This is a genomic window from Anaerocolumna sedimenticola (assembly GCF_009931695.1).
In the GTDB taxonomy this organism is placed as follows: domain Bacteria; phylum Bacillota; class Clostridia; order Lachnospirales; family Lachnospiraceae; genus Anaerocolumna; species Anaerocolumna sedimenticola.
In genome coordinates, this window is record NZ_CP048000.1 from 4,841,891 (window position 1) to 4,861,026 (window position 19,136).

17 protein-coding genes, 1 other RNA gene and 1 pseudogene are annotated in these 19,136 nt (G+C 36.2%); 3 read left to right on the forward strand and 16 right to left on the reverse strand.

Translation table 11 applies throughout. The features are described from left to right. Positions 1-111 precede the first annotated feature (111 nt). Positions 112-1,845, forward strand: a complete 1,734-nt coding sequence (locus Ana3638_RS21580; protein ID WP_161839877.1) for a sensor histidine kinase — start codon at positions 112-114, stop codon at positions 1,843-1,845. Continuing rightward, a complete protein-coding gene (locus Ana3638_RS21585) occupies positions 1,820-3,328 on the forward strand; it encodes a response regulator (RefSeq protein WP_161839878.1) in 1,509 nt (502 codons plus the stop codon). Before Ana3638_RS21580 ends, Ana3638_RS21585 begins: the two co-directional genes overlap by 26 nt. 54 nt (positions 3,329-3,382) lie before the next feature. Here the strand turns inward: Ana3638_RS21585 and Ana3638_RS25485 are convergent, their stop codons facing one another. The 11 genes and pseudogenes from Ana3638_RS25485 to Ana3638_RS21630 all read right to left on the reverse strand — a co-directional run bounded on the left by Ana3638_RS25485 (position 3,383) and on the right by Ana3638_RS21630 (position 13,432). Further along, entirely contained in the window at positions 3,383-3,796 is a 414-nt protein-coding gene (locus Ana3638_RS25485; protein WP_246240485.1) for a Crp/Fnr family transcriptional regulator, read from the reverse strand. Then, positions 3,679-4,053, reverse strand: coding sequence for a Crp/Fnr family transcriptional regulator (locus tag Ana3638_RS26970; RefSeq protein WP_334297122.1), 375 nt, complete (start codon positions 4,051-4,053; stop codon positions 3,679-3,681). The genes Ana3638_RS25485 and Ana3638_RS26970 overlap by 118 nt, the downstream gene beginning before the upstream one ends. Position 4,054: 1 nt before the next feature. Next, positions 4,055-4,546, reverse strand: coding sequence for a dihydrofolate reductase (locus Ana3638_RS21595; protein WP_161839879.1), 492 nt, complete (start codon positions 4,544-4,546; stop codon positions 4,055-4,057). A gap of 156 nt (positions 4,547-4,702) precedes the next feature. Beyond that, positions 4,703-5,550 (reverse strand): annotated as a pseudogene (gene thyA, locus Ana3638_RS21600) (thymidylate synthase). Positions 5,551-5,831: 281 nt separating this feature from the next. After that, entirely contained in the window at positions 5,832-8,273 is a 2,442-nt protein-coding gene (locus tag Ana3638_RS21605) for a ribonucleoside triphosphate reductase (RefSeq protein ID WP_161839880.1), read from the reverse strand. A 662-nt stretch (positions 8,274-8,935) separates the two neighbouring features. Beyond that, positions 8,936-9,880 (reverse strand): GTPase HflX, encoded by a 945-nt coding sequence (gene hflX / locus Ana3638_RS21610; RefSeq protein WP_408609481.1) that lies wholly within the window; start codon positions 9,878-9,880, stop codon positions 8,936-8,938. Continuing rightward, positions 9,880-10,191: an HflX-like GTP-binding protein gene (locus Ana3638_RS27160; RefSeq protein WP_330587720.1), complete on the reverse strand. Its 312-nt coding sequence runs from the start codon at positions 10,189-10,191 to the stop codon at positions 9,880-9,882. The genes hflX and Ana3638_RS27160 overlap by 1 nt, the downstream gene beginning before the upstream one ends. Positions 10,192-10,229: 38 nt before the next feature. After that, positions 10,230-11,429 (reverse strand): tetratricopeptide repeat protein, encoded by a 1,200-nt coding sequence (locus Ana3638_RS21615; protein WP_161839881.1) that lies wholly within the window; start codon positions 11,427-11,429, stop codon positions 10,230-10,232. 271 nt (positions 11,430-11,700) lie between these two features. Continuing rightward, the gene (locus tag Ana3638_RS21620; RefSeq protein ID WP_161839882.1) at positions 11,701-11,970 is read right to left on the reverse strand and encodes a hypothetical protein; all 270 of its coding nucleotides are present in this window, start codon (positions 11,968-11,970) and stop codon (positions 11,701-11,703) included. Positions 11,971-12,168: 198 nt separating this feature from the next. After that, complete coding sequence (locus tag Ana3638_RS21625; RefSeq protein WP_161839883.1) at positions 12,169-12,834, reverse strand: GyrI-like domain-containing protein; 666 nt, start codon at positions 12,832-12,834, stop codon at positions 12,169-12,171. A gap of 256 nt (positions 12,835-13,090) precedes the next feature. Next, the gene (locus tag Ana3638_RS21630) at positions 13,091-13,432 is read right to left on the reverse strand and encodes a hypothetical protein (RefSeq protein ID WP_330587721.1); all 342 of its coding nucleotides are present in this window, start codon (positions 13,430-13,432) and stop codon (positions 13,091-13,093) included. 434 nt (positions 13,433-13,866) lie between these two features. Between Ana3638_RS21630 and ssrS the strand changes: the two genes are divergently transcribed. Next, positions 13,867-14,043: non-coding RNA, 6S RNA (ssrS, locus tag Ana3638_RS21635), on the forward strand. A gap of 324 nt (positions 14,044-14,367) precedes the next feature. Here ssrS and Ana3638_RS21640 read toward each other — a convergent pair. The 5 genes from Ana3638_RS21640 to Ana3638_RS21660 form a co-directional block, all read right to left on the reverse strand. Then, a complete protein-coding gene (locus Ana3638_RS21640) occupies positions 14,368-15,168 on the reverse strand; it encodes a sugar phosphate isomerase/epimerase family protein (protein WP_202621523.1) in 801 nt (266 codons plus the stop codon). Positions 15,169-15,230: 62 nt separating this feature from the next. After that, positions 15,231-16,286, reverse strand: coding sequence for a Gfo/Idh/MocA family protein (locus tag Ana3638_RS21645; RefSeq protein WP_161839884.1), 1,056 nt, complete (start codon positions 16,284-16,286; stop codon positions 15,231-15,233). A 181-nt stretch (positions 16,287-16,467) separates the two neighbouring features. Continuing rightward, positions 16,468-17,439 (reverse strand): sugar phosphate isomerase/epimerase family protein, encoded by a 972-nt coding sequence (locus Ana3638_RS21650; RefSeq protein WP_161839885.1) that lies wholly within the window; start codon positions 17,437-17,439, stop codon positions 16,468-16,470. A gap of 124 nt (positions 17,440-17,563) precedes the next feature. Continuing rightward, positions 17,564-18,385, reverse strand: coding sequence for an AraC family transcriptional regulator (locus Ana3638_RS21655; protein ID WP_161839886.1), 822 nt, complete (start codon positions 18,383-18,385; stop codon positions 17,564-17,566). A gap of 379 nt (positions 18,386-18,764) precedes the next feature. Next, positions 18,765-19,079, reverse strand: coding sequence for a hypothetical protein (locus Ana3638_RS21660; RefSeq protein WP_246240488.1), 315 nt, complete (start codon positions 19,077-19,079; stop codon positions 18,765-18,767). Positions 19,080-19,136: the final 57 nt, after the last annotated feature.

A 19,136-nucleotide genomic window follows, 5' to 3' on the forward strand; every position in this document is an offset into this window, starting at 1 on the left:
TTCTAATTGATTGACACTCCTATTTGCAGATGATAAAATTTAAACATAAGTTATAAATAAATCTATACATAAGTCAGCCATCTCATAATAAAGAGAGGTAATTTAATACATATGAAAATGTCGATGCAGAAAAAAATTATCCTGTTTTTTATTTGCCTGGTTACTCTTCCTATCTTAATAATATATATGCTCGTAAGCAATATCTTTATTAAGAGCACACAGAAAGATATGACAACAATCTATGCTGCTAATATCAGAGAGGTTGGCAAGAATATCGATGTTATATTAGGCAGTGCGTTGGATCTGTCCATCTATCCGCTGATGGAACAGAACTTTAAGGCGTTTTTAACTGCTTCTGTACAATCCTCCAATTATAAAAAGATTAAAAAAAATGCCGGAGATATCCTTCTTTCCATGCCTTACGGATATACCTCAGGAATACACGGGGTAAGTATTACCAACATGGCACAGGATTCTCTCAAAACGAACATAAATACCAAACTGACGTCATCCGATATGAATGAAGCCGGGAGATTGAATGGTTCGCCCTATTGGGATTATTCCAAAAGCGGTTTGAGAAACGGATACCTGTATTTAACCCGTCTCTTAAAAAACCCCAGTAACATCTCACAGCATATCGGATATGTAAAACTTTCCATAAGCTGTAATAAGATACAGTCCAGTATCTTGCAAAACCAACAGGATAATCAGACCTCCTATTTTATCATCGCTAAAGACGACCGTTACATCATCCGGTCGGACAATAATAACTATTTGGAAAATCAAAGAACCAGCCTTACCTATCACCGGTTATCCAGGCTGGCCGCCTCAAAAAAAGGCAGCACGATTATTGACGGCCATATTGTCTCTGCATATCCATTGGGCAGAACTGATTTTATTATCTACAGCATAACGAAACCGGAAGTACTGTCTGCGGTGAAACATAGCTTTTATTTAAACATGGCAATCATTTTTATTATCGTATTAATCTTTTCCCTGCTGCTTTCCATAGCTTTTTCCAAAATTATTATGACTCCCCTGGAACGGCTGGGTCATTATATGAAATCCATTTCAAATGAAGACTTTACCGTACGATATCCCGTTAAAGGTTCGGATGAAATTTCTGTTATGGCGGAACATTTTAATAACATGGCGGAACGCCTGAATTTCTTATACACAGAAGTCTATATGGGGGAACTTAAGTTAAAACAGTCCCAACTGGATATCCTGCAGAATCAGATTAATCCCCATTTTCTATATAACACTCTGGACACCATTTATTGGATGTCCCGGATGGGGGATAACGAAAATGTAAGCATCATGGTATCGAATATGTCACGTATGATGCGTCTGACACTGGCTCCTAAGACCAATGATAAAATACAGCTGTCACAGGAACTGGAACATCTCTCCTGTTATATCAATATCCAGAAGATCCGATACGGAAAAAAGGTAACTTTCGAACTGCAATATGGGGAGGAAATCACCGGTGAATATGTACTTAGTTTTCTGTTGCAGCCGCTGGTTGAAAATGCCTTGGTCCACGGCCTTTCCAATTGTCTTAAAGGTACCGTAAAAATAAACATTTACGAACAGGAGGATACTATTTATTACGAAGTGTCAAATGACGGAGAACCCATTAACGAAGAAGAAATCGATAATATTTTAAATGCTGCGGATAAAAGTATGAAAGGTTTTGCACTTAGAAATATTAATGAGCGAATTAAATTAAAATACGGGGATAACTATTCTTTAACCTGTTATAGAGAAGCAGAATTCAGTGTTTTCAAAATCGTTCAGCCAAAGGAGGCCATTCATTATGATAAAGATACTAATTGTGGATGATGAGGATTATATCCGCCAGGGTATGCGCTACACCATTCCCTGGGAAGATTATGGCATGGAAATCATTGCGGAAGCTTCCAATGGAGAAGAAGCACTTAAGTTAGCCGTCCGCCTGAAACCGGATATTGTATTGGCCGATATCCAGATGCCTGTTATGAGCGGTCTTAAACTGGCAAGCGAGTTGGGTACGCTGATGCCTGAGACAAAGGTTATTATCTTAACCGCCTATGGTAATACGGAAAATTTAACAGGCGCAATTGATGTGAAAGTAAGTGCCTTTTTGTTAAAAAGTGCGGACAGTCAAAAGATTCTGGAAACCGTTTTAAACGTAAAAAAAGAAATTGAAACAGAACGTAAACAATTACAGAAAATAGAACAGCTGACAAATATATATGATGAAAACCGCCACCTTATTAAGGCCACTTTACTATCCAGATATATACTGAAACAGATATGTTATTCGGACTTTTCCAGGAAAGCGGAAAAAATCGATCTTGACATTACAGGAGATTCCTTTTCTTTAGTACTGATTAAATGCAGCTATGACAATGAGAAACTGGCAATCGGCAGTTTCATACACAGCTTTCATGACTATCAGCCGTTTGCATTTTTTATCCAGGACCAGTTAGCCGTCATTCTATTAAAATCCTATAGCAAACCCCTCACCAAAAGTGAGATGGATGAACTGCTGCCAGGTATTTTGCCCCTGACTTTCGGAAATTGTATTGTAGTGATGAACCATATTTCCTCCTACAAAGATTTCCCTGTAATTTATCCGATTTTAATACAAGCCCTGGAGCATTGCTTCTGGAATTCGGAAGCCTCCTATACCCTGCTGTCACCGGCAGATAAGATTACTACTGAATCTGCTGTTAATACTTTCCCCTTGGAAAGCAGCCTGATTGCCCATATCATCACCCAAAACATAGCGGCAATCAATGCTTCACTTGATGATTACTATTCTTATATGTCCCAAAGAAAAGTATCCCGGCAGCTTTTTATAGACTCCATACGCAGACTGGTTGTACTAATCAGTGCAATATCAGAAGAAAACATCGATATCCTTAAAATAAATGAACTAATTGATGAGCTTGAGACTCCCAAGGAAATTATTGATTTGATTGCCAGCCTTGCAATCCCCTCCTTAGATGCTTCACTTTCCAACTCCCAAATCAATACTGCCCTTCAGTATATCAACGGGCATTATACCGAAGACTTATACCTGGAGGATGTTGCAAAAGCCGTTTATCTTTCGGCAGGATATTTAAGCCGGATCTTTAAGGGGGAAACCGGGTACTCATTTAAAGAATATATACATAAGCTTAGGATTTCAAAAGCACAGCAGTTAATCTGCCAGACCAACTTAAAATATTATGAAATTGCTGAAAAAGTCGGATATAAAAACTATAAATATTTTTCTTCCTATTTTAATAAAATTACCGGGTGCAGTGCAAAGGAATATCGTGTTTTACATTCCAATTAAGACATATATCTATCCTTACAGTCTGAAAAGTTTGAAAGTTCTCTCCTTTTCAGACTATAGGGAATCGCTTAATTTATCCATATCCACAATCTTAACCATATCCCGGTCTACTTCAATGAGTCCGTCTTCCTGCATTTTAATCATTTCCCTGGAAAGGGAAGGTCTGGTTACATTAAGATAAGCAGAAAATTGTTCCCGGTTCATGGTTAGTTTGACATATTTTTTGTTATTACAATTTTCCAGCAGGTATTTGGCAATCTTCTGCCGCAGGCTTCCGCTGGTTAACAACTGTACTTTATTATTTAAAAAATAGGCTTTCTGAGCCAATATACCCAACATATTCTGTATGATTACCGAATGGGCATTGCAGGATTTATCACAGGTTGAAAAAAAATATTCTTTTGGTATGGCCAGTACCGTAGAATCGGTATTAGCCATTGCATAATATTTATAATCCGCTTTTTCCAAAAAACATATACCTCTCCAAATATATCCTTTTCTTCAATATTGGTAACGATATATTTTCTTCCGTCGGGTGTATCCTTACATACGGCTACGGAGCCTTGAAGCAGTACGTATAGCGCTTTAGGCGGATCCATCTGGCTGAAGATGATTTGGTTTTTTTCATAGTCCTTAAGTTTGGCCTTGGAGCATCCTAGGCACATTTCTATTTCTTCCTGTGTTAATCCTTTAAAAAGGACATTGTCTTTAATTTTATCTATCATATTATTTTTTTCTCACATATTTATAAAATATATATTCAATATCATAATAAGTACGTTCATCCGATTCCGCCTCAATTACCCATTCCGGTTTTTCATCCAGATTAGGAAAATACGTATCGGCATGATATGCATAATCTATTTTTGTTATATGGGCTACATCACAATAATCAAGCATCTGTTTATAGATGCTTGCTCCTCCGATAACATAAACATCTTCCGATTTATAATCTTTAGCAACCTCCAGGGCTTCCTCCACACTATGAACCACAATGGCATCATTGACGTAAAAATCCGGCCTGGAAGTAATTACGATATTGGTTCTGTTTATTAAGGGTCTGCCTCCCGGAAATGTTTCCAGTGTATTTCTTCCCATAATGACTACTTTGTTCATGGTCTCATCCCGAAAAAAGCGCATATCTTCCGGTATGCTGATCAATAATTTATTTTGGTATCCAATAGCCCAGTTTTTGTCTACTGCAACAATTAAATTCATAATTCAACTCCCGTCCTTTCTGTATTGATACGAACAGATACGGTTTTATGCTGTTTTAACGCACCATATCTTGTCTCTCCTTAAAAGATCTTTTACTTGCCTCTATTTAAAAGACCTTATCTTTTACTTGTCTCTTTGACAGGCCTTATCTTTTTATTACACTGCTACGGGTATATGTTCAATTTTAGGACCTGTCAAGTAATTATCCAGTCTAAAATCATCTACCGTAAACTGATAAAAATCTTTAATATCAGGATTCATCCAGAATACGGGCGCTTCATAAACGGGTCTTGCTATTAGTTCTTTAATAATTGGAATATGACGGTCATAAATATGGGCATCCGCTATAACATGCACTAACTCCCCAACCTCCATATCACAAACCTGTGCCAGCATATGGACCAATACTGCATACTGACATACATTCCAGTTATTAGCTGCCAATATATCCTGGGAACGCTGATTTAAAATGGCATTCAGTTTCAGCTTTTCGCTGTCTTTTGCTTTGGTTACATTAAAAGTCATACTGTAGGCACAGGGATATAGATTCATTTCATAAAGATCCTGGTGGACATAAATATTGGTCATAATCCGGCGGCTATACGGATTATTTTTTAAATCATAAATCACTCTGTCTACCTGGTCCATTTCTCCTTCTTTGTACTTGTGTTTTACACCTAATTGGTAACCGTAAGCTTTTCCGATGGAACCCGTTTCATCCGCCCAGCTGTCCCAGATATGACTGATCAATTGGTTAACATTATTGGATTTTTCTGCCATATCCATAATAATTCGTCTATGCAGCTTTTAATTGCTGTTCTTCTTAAGGTTATTGCCGGGAATTCTTTGGATAAATCATAACGGTTTACCACACCAAATTTTTTAATAGTATAGGCACTTGTCCCATCTTCCCATTTAGGGCGAACCTTTTCTCCTTCCGTGCTAACTCCGTTTTCTAAGACATCATTACACATATCAATAAAAATTTTATCTGCTAAACTCATACTCAGCCATCCTTTCACTTTAATCAGGCCTGGGCAGGGAATATTTAAGCCTGTTTGTCTACCGCAATTATATCATCATACCTTATGACCGTCAAATAATTATACGGCCGTACTGCCATTTGTTTATGTAAATTTCTGTTAGTTTATAATCGAATTAGAAAAAAAAAAAAACACCCTCCGGATGGTTTTAAGTTTTAAAATCATTTACCCGGGCAGGGTGCTTTCTCTTGATCGGAAGAAGCATACTATCTTAGTCTCACCGTATCATGTACTTTTTTGATTTATTTGACACCAGCCATTTGCTCTTCCATAAAAAATTTTATATTGGAAGCATTGGCATATTTTTTAAATTGTCCATCCCTAACTACTACAAGTGTAGGTGCCTGCATAACTCCGTATTCTCTGGTAAGCTCCGGATTATCCTCTGCATCCACCTGGATGTAAGGATAGCTGCCTAAAAATTCTTTAGCGAGTTTACAATTGGGACAGGTTTTGGTTGTAAACAGATATACTCTGTTCTGTCTTGCATCTGCTGCCGCAATTTCATCCATATAAAAGGAAACTTCTGCAGAACTTTCCTTGGAACCTTCCGCATAATATTCTTCGGAAATATCTTCACGGTCACAGCCATCGCTTACAGGCATAAGCCTGGATTGATTCATCTCATAGAGTTTTCTGTTCTTATATTCTTGTGCCTTACCTTCATTCCAGTTTTGTACCGGGCGATAATAACCGGTAATACGGCTGTATACTTCTGCATTTTCACCGCATTCGGGACATTTAAACTGTTCACCCGTTAAATATCCGTGGTTTTTACAGATAGAATAGGTAGGTGATAAGGTGTAGTAAGGTAATTTATAATTTTCGGCTATGGTACGTACTAATTTTGCCGCCGCTTTCCAATCCGGTAATTTCTCTCCTAAAAATGCATGGAATACGGTTCCTGAAGTATATAGGGTCTGAAGCTGATCCTGAACGTCCAAAGCTTCAAAGATATCTTCCGTATAACCTACCGGTAAATGGGAGCTATTGGTATAATAAGGAGTATCGCCCAGCTTGCCTGCTGTCTTAATTAATGGCCAGCGTTTCCTGTCATGTTTAGCAAGACGGTAACTGGTTGATTCGGCCGGTGTTGCTTCCAGGTTATAGAGGTCGCCGTATTCCTCCTGATAATCGGATAACCGTTCTCTCATATGATTTAATACTTTTACGCTGAAAGCCTGGGTAGCCGGATCAGTCATATCTTTTCCCAGCCATTTTGCGTTTAAACCAACTTCATTCATACCCAAAAGACCAATGGTGGAGAAATGATTTTCAAAAGTTCCCAAGTAACGTTTTGTATATGGGTATAAACCTTCTTCCAGAAGTTTCGTGATAACATCCCGTTTAACTTTTAAGGAACGGGCAGAAATGTCCATCATACGGTCTAAGCGTTTAAAGAAATCTTCCTCTGAAGCGGACTGATAAGCGATTCTTGGCATATTAATCGTAACAACACCAATGGAACCGGTACTTTCTCCTGAACCAAAGAAACCGCCTGTCTTCTTTCTAAGCTCCCTTAGATCAAGACGAAGTCTGCAGCACATGGAACGTACATCACTGGGCTCCATATCGCTGTTGATATAGTTTGAAAAATAGGGAGTTCCATATTTTGCGGTCATTTCAAATAACAAACAGTTATTTTCCGTATCGGACCAGTCAAAGTTGCTGGTAATGGAATAGGTAGGTATAGGGTATTGGAATCCCCTTCCATTCGCATCCCCTTCTAACATAATTTCAATAAAAGCTTTATTGACCATGTCCATTTCTTTTTTACAATCTTTATACTTAAAGTCAACTTCTTTACCGCCCACAATACAATTAAGTTCAGCCAGATCGTTCGGTACCGTCCAGTCCAGTGTGATATTGGAGAATGGCGCCTGAGTCCCCCAGCGGCTTGGTGTATTAACGCCGTAAATAAAAGACTGGATGCATTGTTTTACTTCACGGTATGAGAGGTCGTCAATCTTTACAAAAGGTGCTAAATAGGTATCAAAAGAAGAAAATGCCTGCGCGCCGGCCCATTCATTCTGCATGATTCCTAAAAAATTAACCATCTGGTTACATAGGGTTGAAAGATGGCTTGCCGGAGAAGAAGTAATCTTTCCAGGTATTCCGCCCAAACCTTCCGTTATTAACTGCTTTAAGGACCATCCGGCACAATAACCGGTTAACATGGAAAGGTCATGCAAATGAATATCCGCATTTCTATGGGCATTGGCTATTTCTTCGTCATAGATTTCAGACAACCAGTAGTTGGCAGTAATGGACCCGGAATTATGTAATATTAAACCACCTACGGAATAAGTAACTGTCGAATTTTCTTTCACACGCCAGTCCTCTTCTTTCACATAACTGTTGACAATTTCTTTATAATCAAGGATAGTCGATTTCATGTTACGGATGCGTTCCCTGTTTTTACGATATAAGATATACGCTTTAGCTACATCCGTATAGCCTGTCTGCTCTAAAACGTGCTCTACACTATCTTGTATATCCTCAACGTGCACCAATCCGTCTTTAACTTTGGTATTAAAATCCGCCGTAACTCTTAATGATAACAGGCCAATGATATCTTCTGTAAAATTTTTTTCCGTTGCCTTGAAAGCCTTAGTGATGGCTTCCGTTATTTTAGACAGATTGAAATCAGCTATTTCTCCGTCTCTTTTTACTACTTGAATCATTGTTAAAGATCCCCCTTCTTTATCCATTTCGCACTTATCTTTTGCAACTTTTACCTAAAAAATATATTAGCAGAATTTTCTTAATACGTCAAGTGATATCTACAATATATATATTTCCTTTCATATTTTACCACTATATATTGTGGTATGTATCTAGTCCTTAATACCCATTTACTTTTTAAAATTCTGAATTTTTTACAGTCTTATCTTTGTATTACAACACCATAACCCATTATGTGAAATGACATAAATAATTTGAATATTATGATAATTAAATCAATTAAACAAATTCTTATTTTACTCTTTCGTTTTAAATCAATTAAATAATTTATTTGATAAAATTACATGATACATATAAATTAAAGCAGTTATTAATTTAATCAATTATTATCTAAAAATTTACTCATAAAATATTTTTTTGCCATCTGATTTAACATTTATAAATAATAGAAATTACCAGGGTGTTTTAATCTAAGGCTGGATGCAAATTACTATAACCGGAAGAAACACGTTTTACGAGTTTCTCCGGTTCGTCTGCCCGTTCGAATTATTGCAAGCAAGCTTGCTAATTCTCACTTTGCTTTCGCGGAAATAAAAAAGACCGTAGATAATAAGATATACCTTATTATCCCCAGCCCTTTCGCAGCAGATTTTATAAATATCTATATTCTGTTGTATATATCCTTGGGCAGATATGCTTTTACATAGATTCCCTCTTCCTGGTATTCTTCTTCTAAAAGCTGCCCATATTTTCTAATAACCTGAATCTTCCCTGCATCCTGATAGGAAAATACCCGTTCAATTAGGATTTTTCTCTCACGTAATATCTCCTCAAAGATTTCCTGTAATTCATCCAGTCCCTTCATCTGTTTTGCCGATATCTTAACCGATTTATCCGCTTTAAAATCTTTAATAATTAAATCTGTTTCCAACAAATCCTGTTTATTAAAAGCTGTTATAATAGGCTTATCTTTCACACCAAGATTTTCTAAGGTTTCATATACTACATGCATCTGTTTATATGCCGATGGATTGGAACTATCTACCACATGGAGTATAATATCCGCATATTTTGCTTCCTCCAAGGTACTTCGAAAAGCCTCGATCAGATGATGCGGAAGTTTTCTTATAAAACCAACGGTATCCGTTAACAATATCTGCTGTCCGCTGGGAAGTGTCAAATTTCTGGTTGTTGGATCCAGGGTAGCGAACAGTTTGTCCGCTTCCAGTACCCTATTATCTATATCCGCACTGGTTAAACGGTTTAATAAGGTGGATTTACCGGCATTGGTATAACCCACTATGGCAGCAATCGGTATGGAACCTTTACTTCTTAATTCTCTTGATGTTTGCCTGTATTGTTTTACATCCGAAAGCTCTCTGTTTAATTGGGATATACGGTCCCTGATTAATCTTCGGTCCACTTCCAGCTTCTTTTCACCGGGACCTCTGGTACCGATTCCGCCGCCTAATCTGGACATGGAATTACGCATTCCAACCAGTCTGGTAGCACGATATCTTAATTGGGCCAGTTCAACCTGAATTTTGCCTTCTTTTGTAGTTGCATGCTGAGCAAAAATATCCAGAATCAATATGGTTCTGTCCATCACTTTCGCTTGCAGGGCATCTTCCAGATTTTTAGTTGTGCAGGTGATAATTCATCATCACAAATTACCCCCGTTGCATCCAACTCTGTGAATAATTCCCTGACTTCCTCAATTTTACCTTTGCCAATATACGTTCCCGGGTGAACACTTTCCCTGTTTTGAATGATCTTTGCAACGGTCACTGCCCCTGCTGTTTTTGCCAGTTCTTCTAATTCATCCAGAGATTCTGCAGTATCATCTCCATCGTTTACAGCAACACCTACCAAAATCAGGCGTTCCTCTTTTTCCTTTATCTCAAACAGTTCACCCATGTATAACCTCCTAAATTTCCAACTTTACGCTTATATCCTTACTCTTTATGTGCCGTACTGGCTTCAGGCAGTCTGGTTTTGATGAATTCGTTTTCCATCTTGGCCTTTTTATCATCGGGATATTCTTTCCTATAAGCATTCATAAGAGCATATGCTTTTTCATAATCTCCCATATTCTCATAAACGATGATTTCATTCCGCTTCAAAGACTGGTTCACTGTTATGTCATTATATTTAAGTCCTGCCTGAATATAAGATAAAGCATCTCCGTAATCAGCAAGTTTCATTTGACAGAAAGCAATCTTATCATATACGGAAGCAGAAGTTATATTGGTATCTTCCTTTATATACATACTGTAATTATTAACGGCATTCTTATAATCTTCTTTTTGTTCATAAATATTGCCCAAAAAATAATAAGCTTCAGCAAATCCATTACGAAATGCTTCGCTAAATTCACTGATTGCATTATCATAATTACCCATATAAAAATGAACTTTTGCAAGATTAAAGTTATCCTCCTGTGTAGCCCCTTTTATATTGGCAGCCATCTCCAGTACAGCGGCAGCTCCATCCTTATCACCGGTTTCTACAAGTAAAAAATATTTACCAAAATAATATTCATAATTTTTACTATCCAATTTAATTGCCTTATCATAATCGGCAAGGCTTTTTTCATAATCCTTTTGTAAGCGGTATGCATAGGCTCTGCTGTAATAGGTATATGCGTCCGATGGATTTTCCCTGAGTATGGCAGTATACGTTTCTGCAGCTTCTTTATACAGTCCTGCTTTCGCTTGGGCGTTTCCTTTATAATATAAGATGTCCATATTTAAATCAGATAATTCATTAATTTCCAATGCCTTATCAAACTGACTAAGAGCATTTTTATAATTATGTGATTTAAAATAGGCAATACCTTTTCCCCGATATGCTAGTTTATTATTTTTATCAACAATGCTATTGTTTTTATTTAATATTGCCCTGTCAAAATACTGATTCGCTTCATCATATTTCCCAAGTTGAATTAGTGTCATTGCATAATCTATATAATAATCAGCACGTTCTCCATTTATCTCCAGGGCTTTGGAAAAGCTTTCTTTTGCTTTATCATAGTTGCCGCTATTAAAGTACTGAAGCCCTTCCTTATAAAAACTGCCGGCCGATTGGGCGCAGCCGCCAAGTAAAGTAATGGTTAACAGTAGGATAGCCGCACTTTTTAATCTCGCTTTTTTCATTAACAACTCCTATTCATTTATTTATCTGATATTGCTTATTAACAAAAAACTGTTGTATTCTGTAACCGTTTCCGTAATATGTATCTTAGTACACAATAAATATTATAGTTTCAGCTGATTATAATTGCAAGACTTCACATCTGTTTTTAGAAAAAACGTAAGTCAAAAATATAAGCCATAAAAATAGTAACCAACTATAAATAAATTATCTGTAATTGGTTACTGTTTGTCAAGTGATTTACTTAAATATTCCATTATTAAATTTCCATTATTAAGTATCGGAATCTACACCCTGCGCTATATCTATCATTTCAGATTGTGATAACATTAAACCATTTTCCAGATCTTCGATTTCATCATCTCCCTGATTTAATGATGCTCTTTCTTCCGGGGGATCTTCCCTTACATAATCTCCATTTTCTCCCAAAATACGATTATTGGTAAAAGGTGAACGTGTACCCTTTTTCAGATCATATTTTTCTACTATATCTTCATCAATGGGAATGTTGCCATTTTTCGTTTCTAGATATAATTCCTCCATATTACCCTCCATTTCATAAATTTTCTCGATTACTAAGATTTGAGGGGAAAAGTCCAATATAATTTTCAGATTAAATACTGAGTATATAATATATATAAACTCTATCTAAGAGGACTTTTAATCCTTCAATCATACGAAGTAATTTCGGTATATTTAATTTATGCATTATGGAGTAATTCATACTGGAATATTATAGCTTTATACCATTGTAGTTTGCCTTACAGGATGTCTTATTACGGTTTTCCTTTTTTCCTCTGTAACTTTTCTTGGATCCGATAAATATATTTCGTGGTGTCTTTTAATCAAACCATTAGGTAATTTAGAAGAAATATCATTTTGCAGATTCATTTTATTAATGAATAAATCCATCTTATCAATGGATTTACGTTCATTATCATAGGAACCTATATGCATAATCTGAACACAAAGCCCTTCTTCATAGTTTTCTAATCTGGCTTTTGTTACATCCATTTGGGGTTTTTTCTTTTTCACTTCCTGACACGCCCATGAGAATACCGATTCATTTACAAATTCAGGTTGTCGTATCATAGATGTCCAATAAAAATTATCTTTATTAATAAAATCCGGTTTAACATCTCCCTTAAGCCACCATAACCCCTCAAGAGGCGGAACAACATAATCAAAAAACCCCTCTGTTTTCTTTTCCTTTTTCAAACCCATTTTAATAGTATAAGACAAACTATATAAAAGTTCCACGGCTTTACTATATTCACCGTCCTCTAAATTCGGATTGCCTTTTCCGTCAACCATTATAAAATTCATCGCCGGAACGTCTACTATTACGGGTTCTGCTTTAGGTAAATATAACTTCTTGTCCGTATTCTTATAATCCACTTTTTCCATATTTTTTTCTCCTGTTTGAAATTATAAATTTATTTAAGCAATTGCGAAATTTTTCTATTCTTTCTATTTGTGATACAGCTTAAACAAATCTGGAGCGGAAGTTAAGCGGAAAGAGCATCCCCTCGGAGGAAATTATATAAGATGTATCACAAATTCAGAATATTTATTAGTTTCGCAATTACCTAATTATTAATTTTTATTATTAATAACTTATAATAACAGGATACCACAAATAATCAGACACCATGATGTCATATTATAGTTTTAATTTCTTAAATATATTATAAGAATTTTTTAATTCCTCTATATTATTTTGTTCTGTTTTTAATAGTTTATCAGCTAATTCCAATATAACATTGTCCGCTTCTGCATATTCTTTCATTATTTTAGTCGCGTCAATTATTCCCATTGTGCTGCCTTGAATTAACATTTCGGCAATATGAGAAGGTGATTTATCAGCCAGAGTTTTCATATTGATTGACATATAGGCGGATACTTTTGTCATTGCGCCAATTTCTTTTTCTTCGTGGCCGTGCTCGTTTAATAATTTTACAGCGGATTCATTTAATTTTTTATATTCTTCTTCCTGTATTTGCAATAAATTCGTAAAATCCTTATCTTCTGCTATTTTAATAATTGTTCAATTGTCCTAACCCCATCTGGGAATTTTGATATATATAATTTAGCAGTTCCGTATTTCCATTCATATACTTTTTCCTTACAATCCACAAATTTAAGTAAATTAAAATAACGTAAATTGAATTATGATAATTTAGTGGAATCCTTTCGTAATATTGTCTTCTGGATATTTTTATATATACTTATTTGTAACTTTTCTCATAACCTGTCTCATTACTTGTTACTCAACATGTAATTTTTATTCTATATTTTTCTAGATTAGTATATCCTATAATTTTCAATTTATTTATTTTATTATTCTCAAAATAACCGTGTATTGTGAAAAATTTAGTTTACATAATTTACTATTGATATCTTTTTTATATCTTGTATAATAGCCTTACAAACGAAAGAGAAATCCTGGGGTGTTCGAGCCCCTACTATTTTGATCCTACATTATTATTAAGGGATTCCTATATTTCGGATTGGATGGCAGGCCATCATAGCAGTGGAAGTCAGAAGATCAGATGCGGTTGCCCACCTAGCTAAGCTAGGTATCAAAATTGTAGATAACGGCATTTTGGGTTAAATTTAGAATCTAACATAATGAAAAATATAAAAAATCCCTGCAACTCTGATTTTAAATCAAAATTGTAGAGATTTTATTTTTATAGGACGTATATATTTGATTTCATATGAACTTTTTTGATAGTTATGTTGGTCCGGATGCAGCAGGGTTTCATTATGTTTTTACAATTATAATTTTCAAACTATAACATAAGCAAACTTACCGCACCCCAACCTTATATATTAATATATAAAAATTCAGGAAGTAATTTTATTTATCCCATGGATTAGGAACAAACTCTCCGCCGCGGCACCATTTGAGATAATTCAGAGAATGAAGCTGAGCTGTCATCTCCCAGTCGCCATTATAAATCGGGTCGTGATAACCCTCAACGCAAATATCTCCGTTATAACCTCCCATATGCAGGATTGACAGTATATCCTCCAATTAGTATCTCCAAAACCAGGAGTTCTGTCATAAGCAAATTTAACCCCTCCGAATACACCAAAACGTCGAACCAAATCCCAGTCAACGGAAGAATCTTTGCCATGCACATGAACGACTTTCTTTATCCACTGCTTCAGCTGGGGAATGGGATCAATTAATTGTGACAGCTGATGGGCTGGTTCCCATTCTAACCCGATATTATCACTTGTAACTTCATTAAACATCATTTCCCAGGCTTTAGGATTAAAGCCGATATTACAGGTCGGCTGATTCCAGCTGCCACCCATAGGGCAGTTTTCAAAACCGATTTTAACCTGATTATCTTCAGCTCTTTTTGCTAAATCACCAAACACCTTACCAAAAACCGGTATGGCTTCTTCCACTGGTCTGCCTTCAAGAGCACCAGCAAATGTGGTTACTGTTCCTGCACCAAAGTAATGTGCGGAATCAATACAATATTCTAAAGTTTTTTTATGTTCTTCATATTGCAAAGCATTGCAATAGTATCCAAGACAGGAAACCTGAACGCCGGAGTCTCCTAATATTTCCTTTACCTCTTTAGCCAATTCTTTTAAATCTGTATTTTCCAAAGACATATGAAAATTAAGAGATACTGTTTCAAAACCGGCTTTCACCATATGAGGCAGCCACTCTTTAGCTTTCGTTCCCGGAATACAGGTACCAATTTTAATCTGTTCCATAGCTTTAAATCTCCTTTATTTTGCCAACCCTTTTTCTAGTTAATACAATTTAAAACTATAACTTACTCAAATCTAACCACAGTGTGGCTTTCTGCAGATTCAAAGATTACTTCCATTAATTTCATGACACGTTTTACTTCCGGTAATTTAATTTTAGGTTCTTCTTTTTCTCCGATTACTTTCATAACGTTACGGTAGAAATCCCTGATATCACTTTTAACGATAGGAAGTTCCTGAATTTTTATAGTATCTTCCCTGCGTGGAGCCATGGTTTTAGTAAGTCCTGCTGCAGTACGTACCGGAATTACATCGGTTTCATTCTTACCGGCAGCCGAAACAATTTTACCGTTTAATTCCCAATCTTCTATAATAGCAGTTCCGTTATTTCCTAACATATACCATCTGGGAAGATTAATAAAGTTACTGGTTCCAACTTCAACTAATACTTCCACACCATTTTCAAATCTTAATTCAGCTGTAAATCCGTCATCTACTAATTGATTTGTGATATGAGTCTCTGTTGCGTATACCGTATTTAATTTAGTATCTCCCATCATAAGAAGAATCTGATCTAACAGGTGGACACCCCAGTCAAGTACCATACCGCCGCCGTGTTCTTTTTCCTGACGCCAATCTCCCGGTATTCCTCTGGAACCGTGTACCCTGGATTCGATACGGAAAACTTCTCCCAGACGGTGTTCTTCATATATTTTTTTCATGGTTAAAAAGTCTTCATCCCAACGTCTGTTCTGATGTACGGTAAAAAACATTCCTGTTTCTTCCGAAGCATCAATCATTTCCTGTAAATCTTTAGAATTTAAAGTTACAGGCTTTTCACTTACCACATTTTTACCGGCTTTCATAGCCTTTATAGCTATGGGTTTATGCAGGTCATTCGGTGTGGAAACCAAAACGATATCGATACGGTCATCTGAAAGTAACTCCTCCAGGCTCTCATATGCTTTGATGCCGTTTTCTTTTGCATAGTTTATTCTTGACTCTTTTATATCATAAATTCCTGCTACCTTTAATCCATCAATAGAATCAATAAGCTCTCTATGCCAGTTGCCCATACCTCCAAAGCCTACAATTCCTAACATAAAATTTTGCTGTTCCATTACTTATCTCCTTATTATCAAATAACATAATAGGTAATTGCGAAACTATATAGTTTTCCAAATATACCATACAATTAATACTTGTTTCCGGCTTCAGTTGCCCTATGGGACAGATCTGGCCCTGAAATTATATTTATTGCAGGTATATAGATGCAATAATGGAGTTTCGCAATTGCCTAAATTAAGCCCAAAACATACTGCCGCGATCTTCGTAAATCAATACATTTTTAAGACACCCGATTGCTTTTAAAAGTCCTTCTTTGCCGGACATTAAACTATCTTCATGTTCTATACTGATGGCATAATCATATCCTGCCAGTCTAAGTTCGGAAACGATAGCTTTCCAATATTCTTCTCCATGACCGTAACCTACAGAGCGGAAAATCCAGGAACGTTTCAGTTCCTCTCCATAATGGGTTGTATCAAGTACACCGTTAAGAGCGCAGTTTGCAGGATCAATCTTAGTATCTTTAGCGTGGAAATGGTAAATAGCTCCTGCTTTACCAAGTTCTCTGATACAAGCACATGGATCCATTCCCTGCCAAATTAAATGACTCGGGTCAAAATTAGCACCGATTTCCGGCCCAACGGCTTCACGTAACCGAAGAAGTGTATTTGTATTATAAACACAGAATCCCGGATGAAGTTCCAGAGCTATTTTATGAATACCGTGTTCTTTTGCGAAAGCAACTTTTTTCTTCCAATATGGAATAAGTACTTCATTCCATTGATAATCTAATACTGCCATGAAATCTTCCGGCCATGGACAGGTAACCCAGTTAGGCTGCTTGTCTTCCGGACTTCCGCCAGGACATCCCGAAAAAGTATTTACTACAGGAACACCAAGTTTTTCTGCTAATAAAATTGCTTTTGTTAAGTCTTCATCAAATTTCTCTGCAATTTCTTTCACAGGATGTATCATATTGCCGTGACTGCTCAGAGCACTGATTTCAATATGATTATCTTTTAGGGTTGTCTTAAATTTCTCCAGTTCTGCCTCATCATTTAATAAAACATCCGGATTACAATGTGCTTTACCAGGATAGCCGCCACATCCGATTTCAATCATCTGAACCCCGTTCTGGCTTAAAAATTCACAAGCTTCTTTCAGCGGAAGGTTCCCCAATACTACCGAAAAAGTTCCTAATTTCATAATTACCTCTCATTCCGCTGCCAAAGGCAGCATTTATTTTATACGGATTTTATACCCAATATCATATAATTTTTCACACAAAAATCTATAGATGTATTGCTGAATGCACATACAATCTTGCTATTCATCCCCATACTTTTGTCGGAGGAAATCCATAATGTTTTCGAAACAGCCGGCCAAAGTTATTATAATCCTGGAAACCTACGGCTGCTGCTACCTGAGAAACAGTCATTTCTTTTTGATCCAGTAAATAATAAGCCTTTTTTAAGCGTACTTCATTAATATAATTTAACGGGCTTTGTCCCATAATTTCCTTAAATAAATGGCAAAAACGGTACTCACTGATATGAATTTTATCAGCCAGTTCCCTATTTGTTATGACTTCCGTATAATTTTCCTGAATATATTTAAGTACTGTATTTAACCTGCTTAAGTTGCGTATTCGGTTGATGCTCTCCTTTTCTGAAAGTTGTTGCGCAACATAATTCCTCAATAAATAAGCAATGAGCTCGTACAGTTTACCTTTCATTGCTAATTTATACCCGGGTCCTTTTTCATTTTCTTCCTCGTAAATGGACATTATCAGCTCATTAATTTTTAAATCAGCTTCAATCAATGATTTAAATATAACGTTATAGTTTGCGATCTCTTTCGAAAATACGCCCATTTCAAAGATAATAACCAAAGCATGAAAATCCGTGGTATAACTGATACCCTCATGTATTTCATTACTATTGATAATAATAAGACTTCCCTCTCTTACAGGTAATGGTTTTTGATTGCAATAAAAAATTCCGTTTCCCTTTAAAACATAGTGTAATTCCAAATGTTCATGCCAGTGTGCATGGCAATAAGTACCCGGAATGCGAATTTGATTTTCAAACATTTGAACCGGAAATTCTTCATCATTTATTATTTTCTTTTCATATAAACTTAAATCATGCATAGTAACCTCACATTATATCTGCTGTCAATTTTTCATATAGTGCGAATTAGAAACTAATTTAATCAATTCTATTTTAACACATTATAATCCGGGATACTACCCGATAATGATAGAAAAGCATAAAATGCTTCCTTTCAGACAGACCGGTTTCCCTTTAGATCTGCAGCCCGAAAGGAAGCATAGTAAAAGCGGATATTCTTGAGTTCGCTGCACTGCGGCTCTATTCGTATACCTGCCACGCAGGCATTACAGCCGGAGCCATTAAATTACAGTTCTTTAAATCCAATCTTTCTAAAAATGTTCTGAAGTTCTTCCATTTGTGAATCTTCTAAATGTAACACCGGTGAATTTTTGTCCGATGTGTCCTGATTTTCAACAATTAGTACAGTACCATTTTTGTCCAGGGTATGGGTATGCCATACCCCCTCTTAACATTATACAATTCCAAAGGTTTCATGGCAATTCCATCTATGTCCTGAATCGTATCCTCTTTTCCTCCAGTAAAAAGTGTACAGTTTCCGTCAAGAAGTATAAACACTTCATCCGATTCCATATGCTTCTGCATGGTTTTTAAATTCCGTACTTCCAGTTCTTCACAATACCTTAATATTGCTACTCTCCAGGTCCTATAATCAACTAATGGCTTATATCCCTCTCCCTTGTATGAGGTAACATCTATATATTCTTTATTCATCGTATTTGACCTTTTTTCCTTTCACAATATTCTATAATTTAGGATTGGCTTTTATCA

What these genes read in the sequence shown, in the direction of transcription:
- Ana3638_RS21615 (WP_161839881.1), bottom strand. Translation starts at nt 11,429, where the DNA reads ATGAAAAAAGCGAGATTAAAAAGTGCGGCTATCCTACTGTTAACCATT.
- Ana3638_RS21660 (WP_246240488.1), bottom strand. Translation starts at nt 19,079, where the DNA reads ATGAATAAAGAATATATAGATGTTACCTCATACAAGGGAGAGGGATAT.
- hflX (WP_408609481.1), bottom strand. Translation starts at nt 9,880, where the DNA reads ATGGACAGAACCATATTGATTCTGGATATTTTTGCTCAGCATGCAACT.
- Ana3638_RS21605 (WP_161839880.1), bottom strand. Translation starts at nt 8,273, where the DNA reads ATGATTCAAGTAGTAAAAAGAGACGGAGAAATAGCTGATTTCAATCTG.
- Ana3638_RS21585 (WP_161839878.1), top strand. Translation starts at nt 1,820, where the DNA reads ATGATAAAGATACTAATTGTGGATGATGAGGATTATATCCGCCAGGGT.
- Ana3638_RS21580 (WP_161839877.1), top strand. Translation starts at nt 112, where the DNA reads ATGAAAATGTCGATGCAGAAAAAAATTATCCTGTTTTTTATTTGCCTG.
- Ana3638_RS21655 (WP_161839886.1), bottom strand. Translation starts at nt 18,385, where the DNA reads ATGCATGATTTAAGTTTATATGAAAAGAAAATAATAAATGATGAAGAA.
- Ana3638_RS21620 (WP_161839882.1), bottom strand. Translation starts at nt 11,970, where the DNA reads ATGGAGGAATTATATCTAGAAACGAAAAATGGCAACATTCCCATTGAT.
- Ana3638_RS26970 (WP_334297122.1), bottom strand. Translation starts at nt 4,053, where the DNA reads ATGATAGATAAAATTAAAGACAATGTCCTTTTTAAAGGATTAACACAG.
- Ana3638_RS21645 (WP_161839884.1), bottom strand. Translation starts at nt 16,286, where the DNA reads ATGGAACAGCAAAATTTTATGTTAGGAATTGTAGGCTTTGGAGGTATG.
- Ana3638_RS27160 (WP_330587720.1), bottom strand. Translation starts at nt 10,191, where the DNA reads ATGGGTGAACTGTTTGAGATAAAGGAAAAAGAGGAACGCCTGATTTTG.
- Ana3638_RS21640 (WP_202621523.1), bottom strand. Translation starts at nt 15,168, where the DNA reads ATGGAACAGATTAAAATTGGTACCTGTATTCCGGGAACGAAAGCTAAA.
- Ana3638_RS21650 (WP_161839885.1), bottom strand. Translation starts at nt 17,439, where the DNA reads ATGAAATTAGGAACTTTTTCGGTAGTATTGGGGAACCTTCCGCTGAAA.
- Ana3638_RS21625 (WP_161839883.1), bottom strand. Translation starts at nt 12,834, where the DNA reads ATGGAAAAAGTGGATTATAAGAATACGGACAAGAAGTTATATTTACCT.
- Ana3638_RS21595 (WP_161839879.1), bottom strand. Translation starts at nt 4,546, where the DNA reads ATGAATTTAATTGTTGCAGTAGACAAAAACTGGGCTATTGGATACCAA.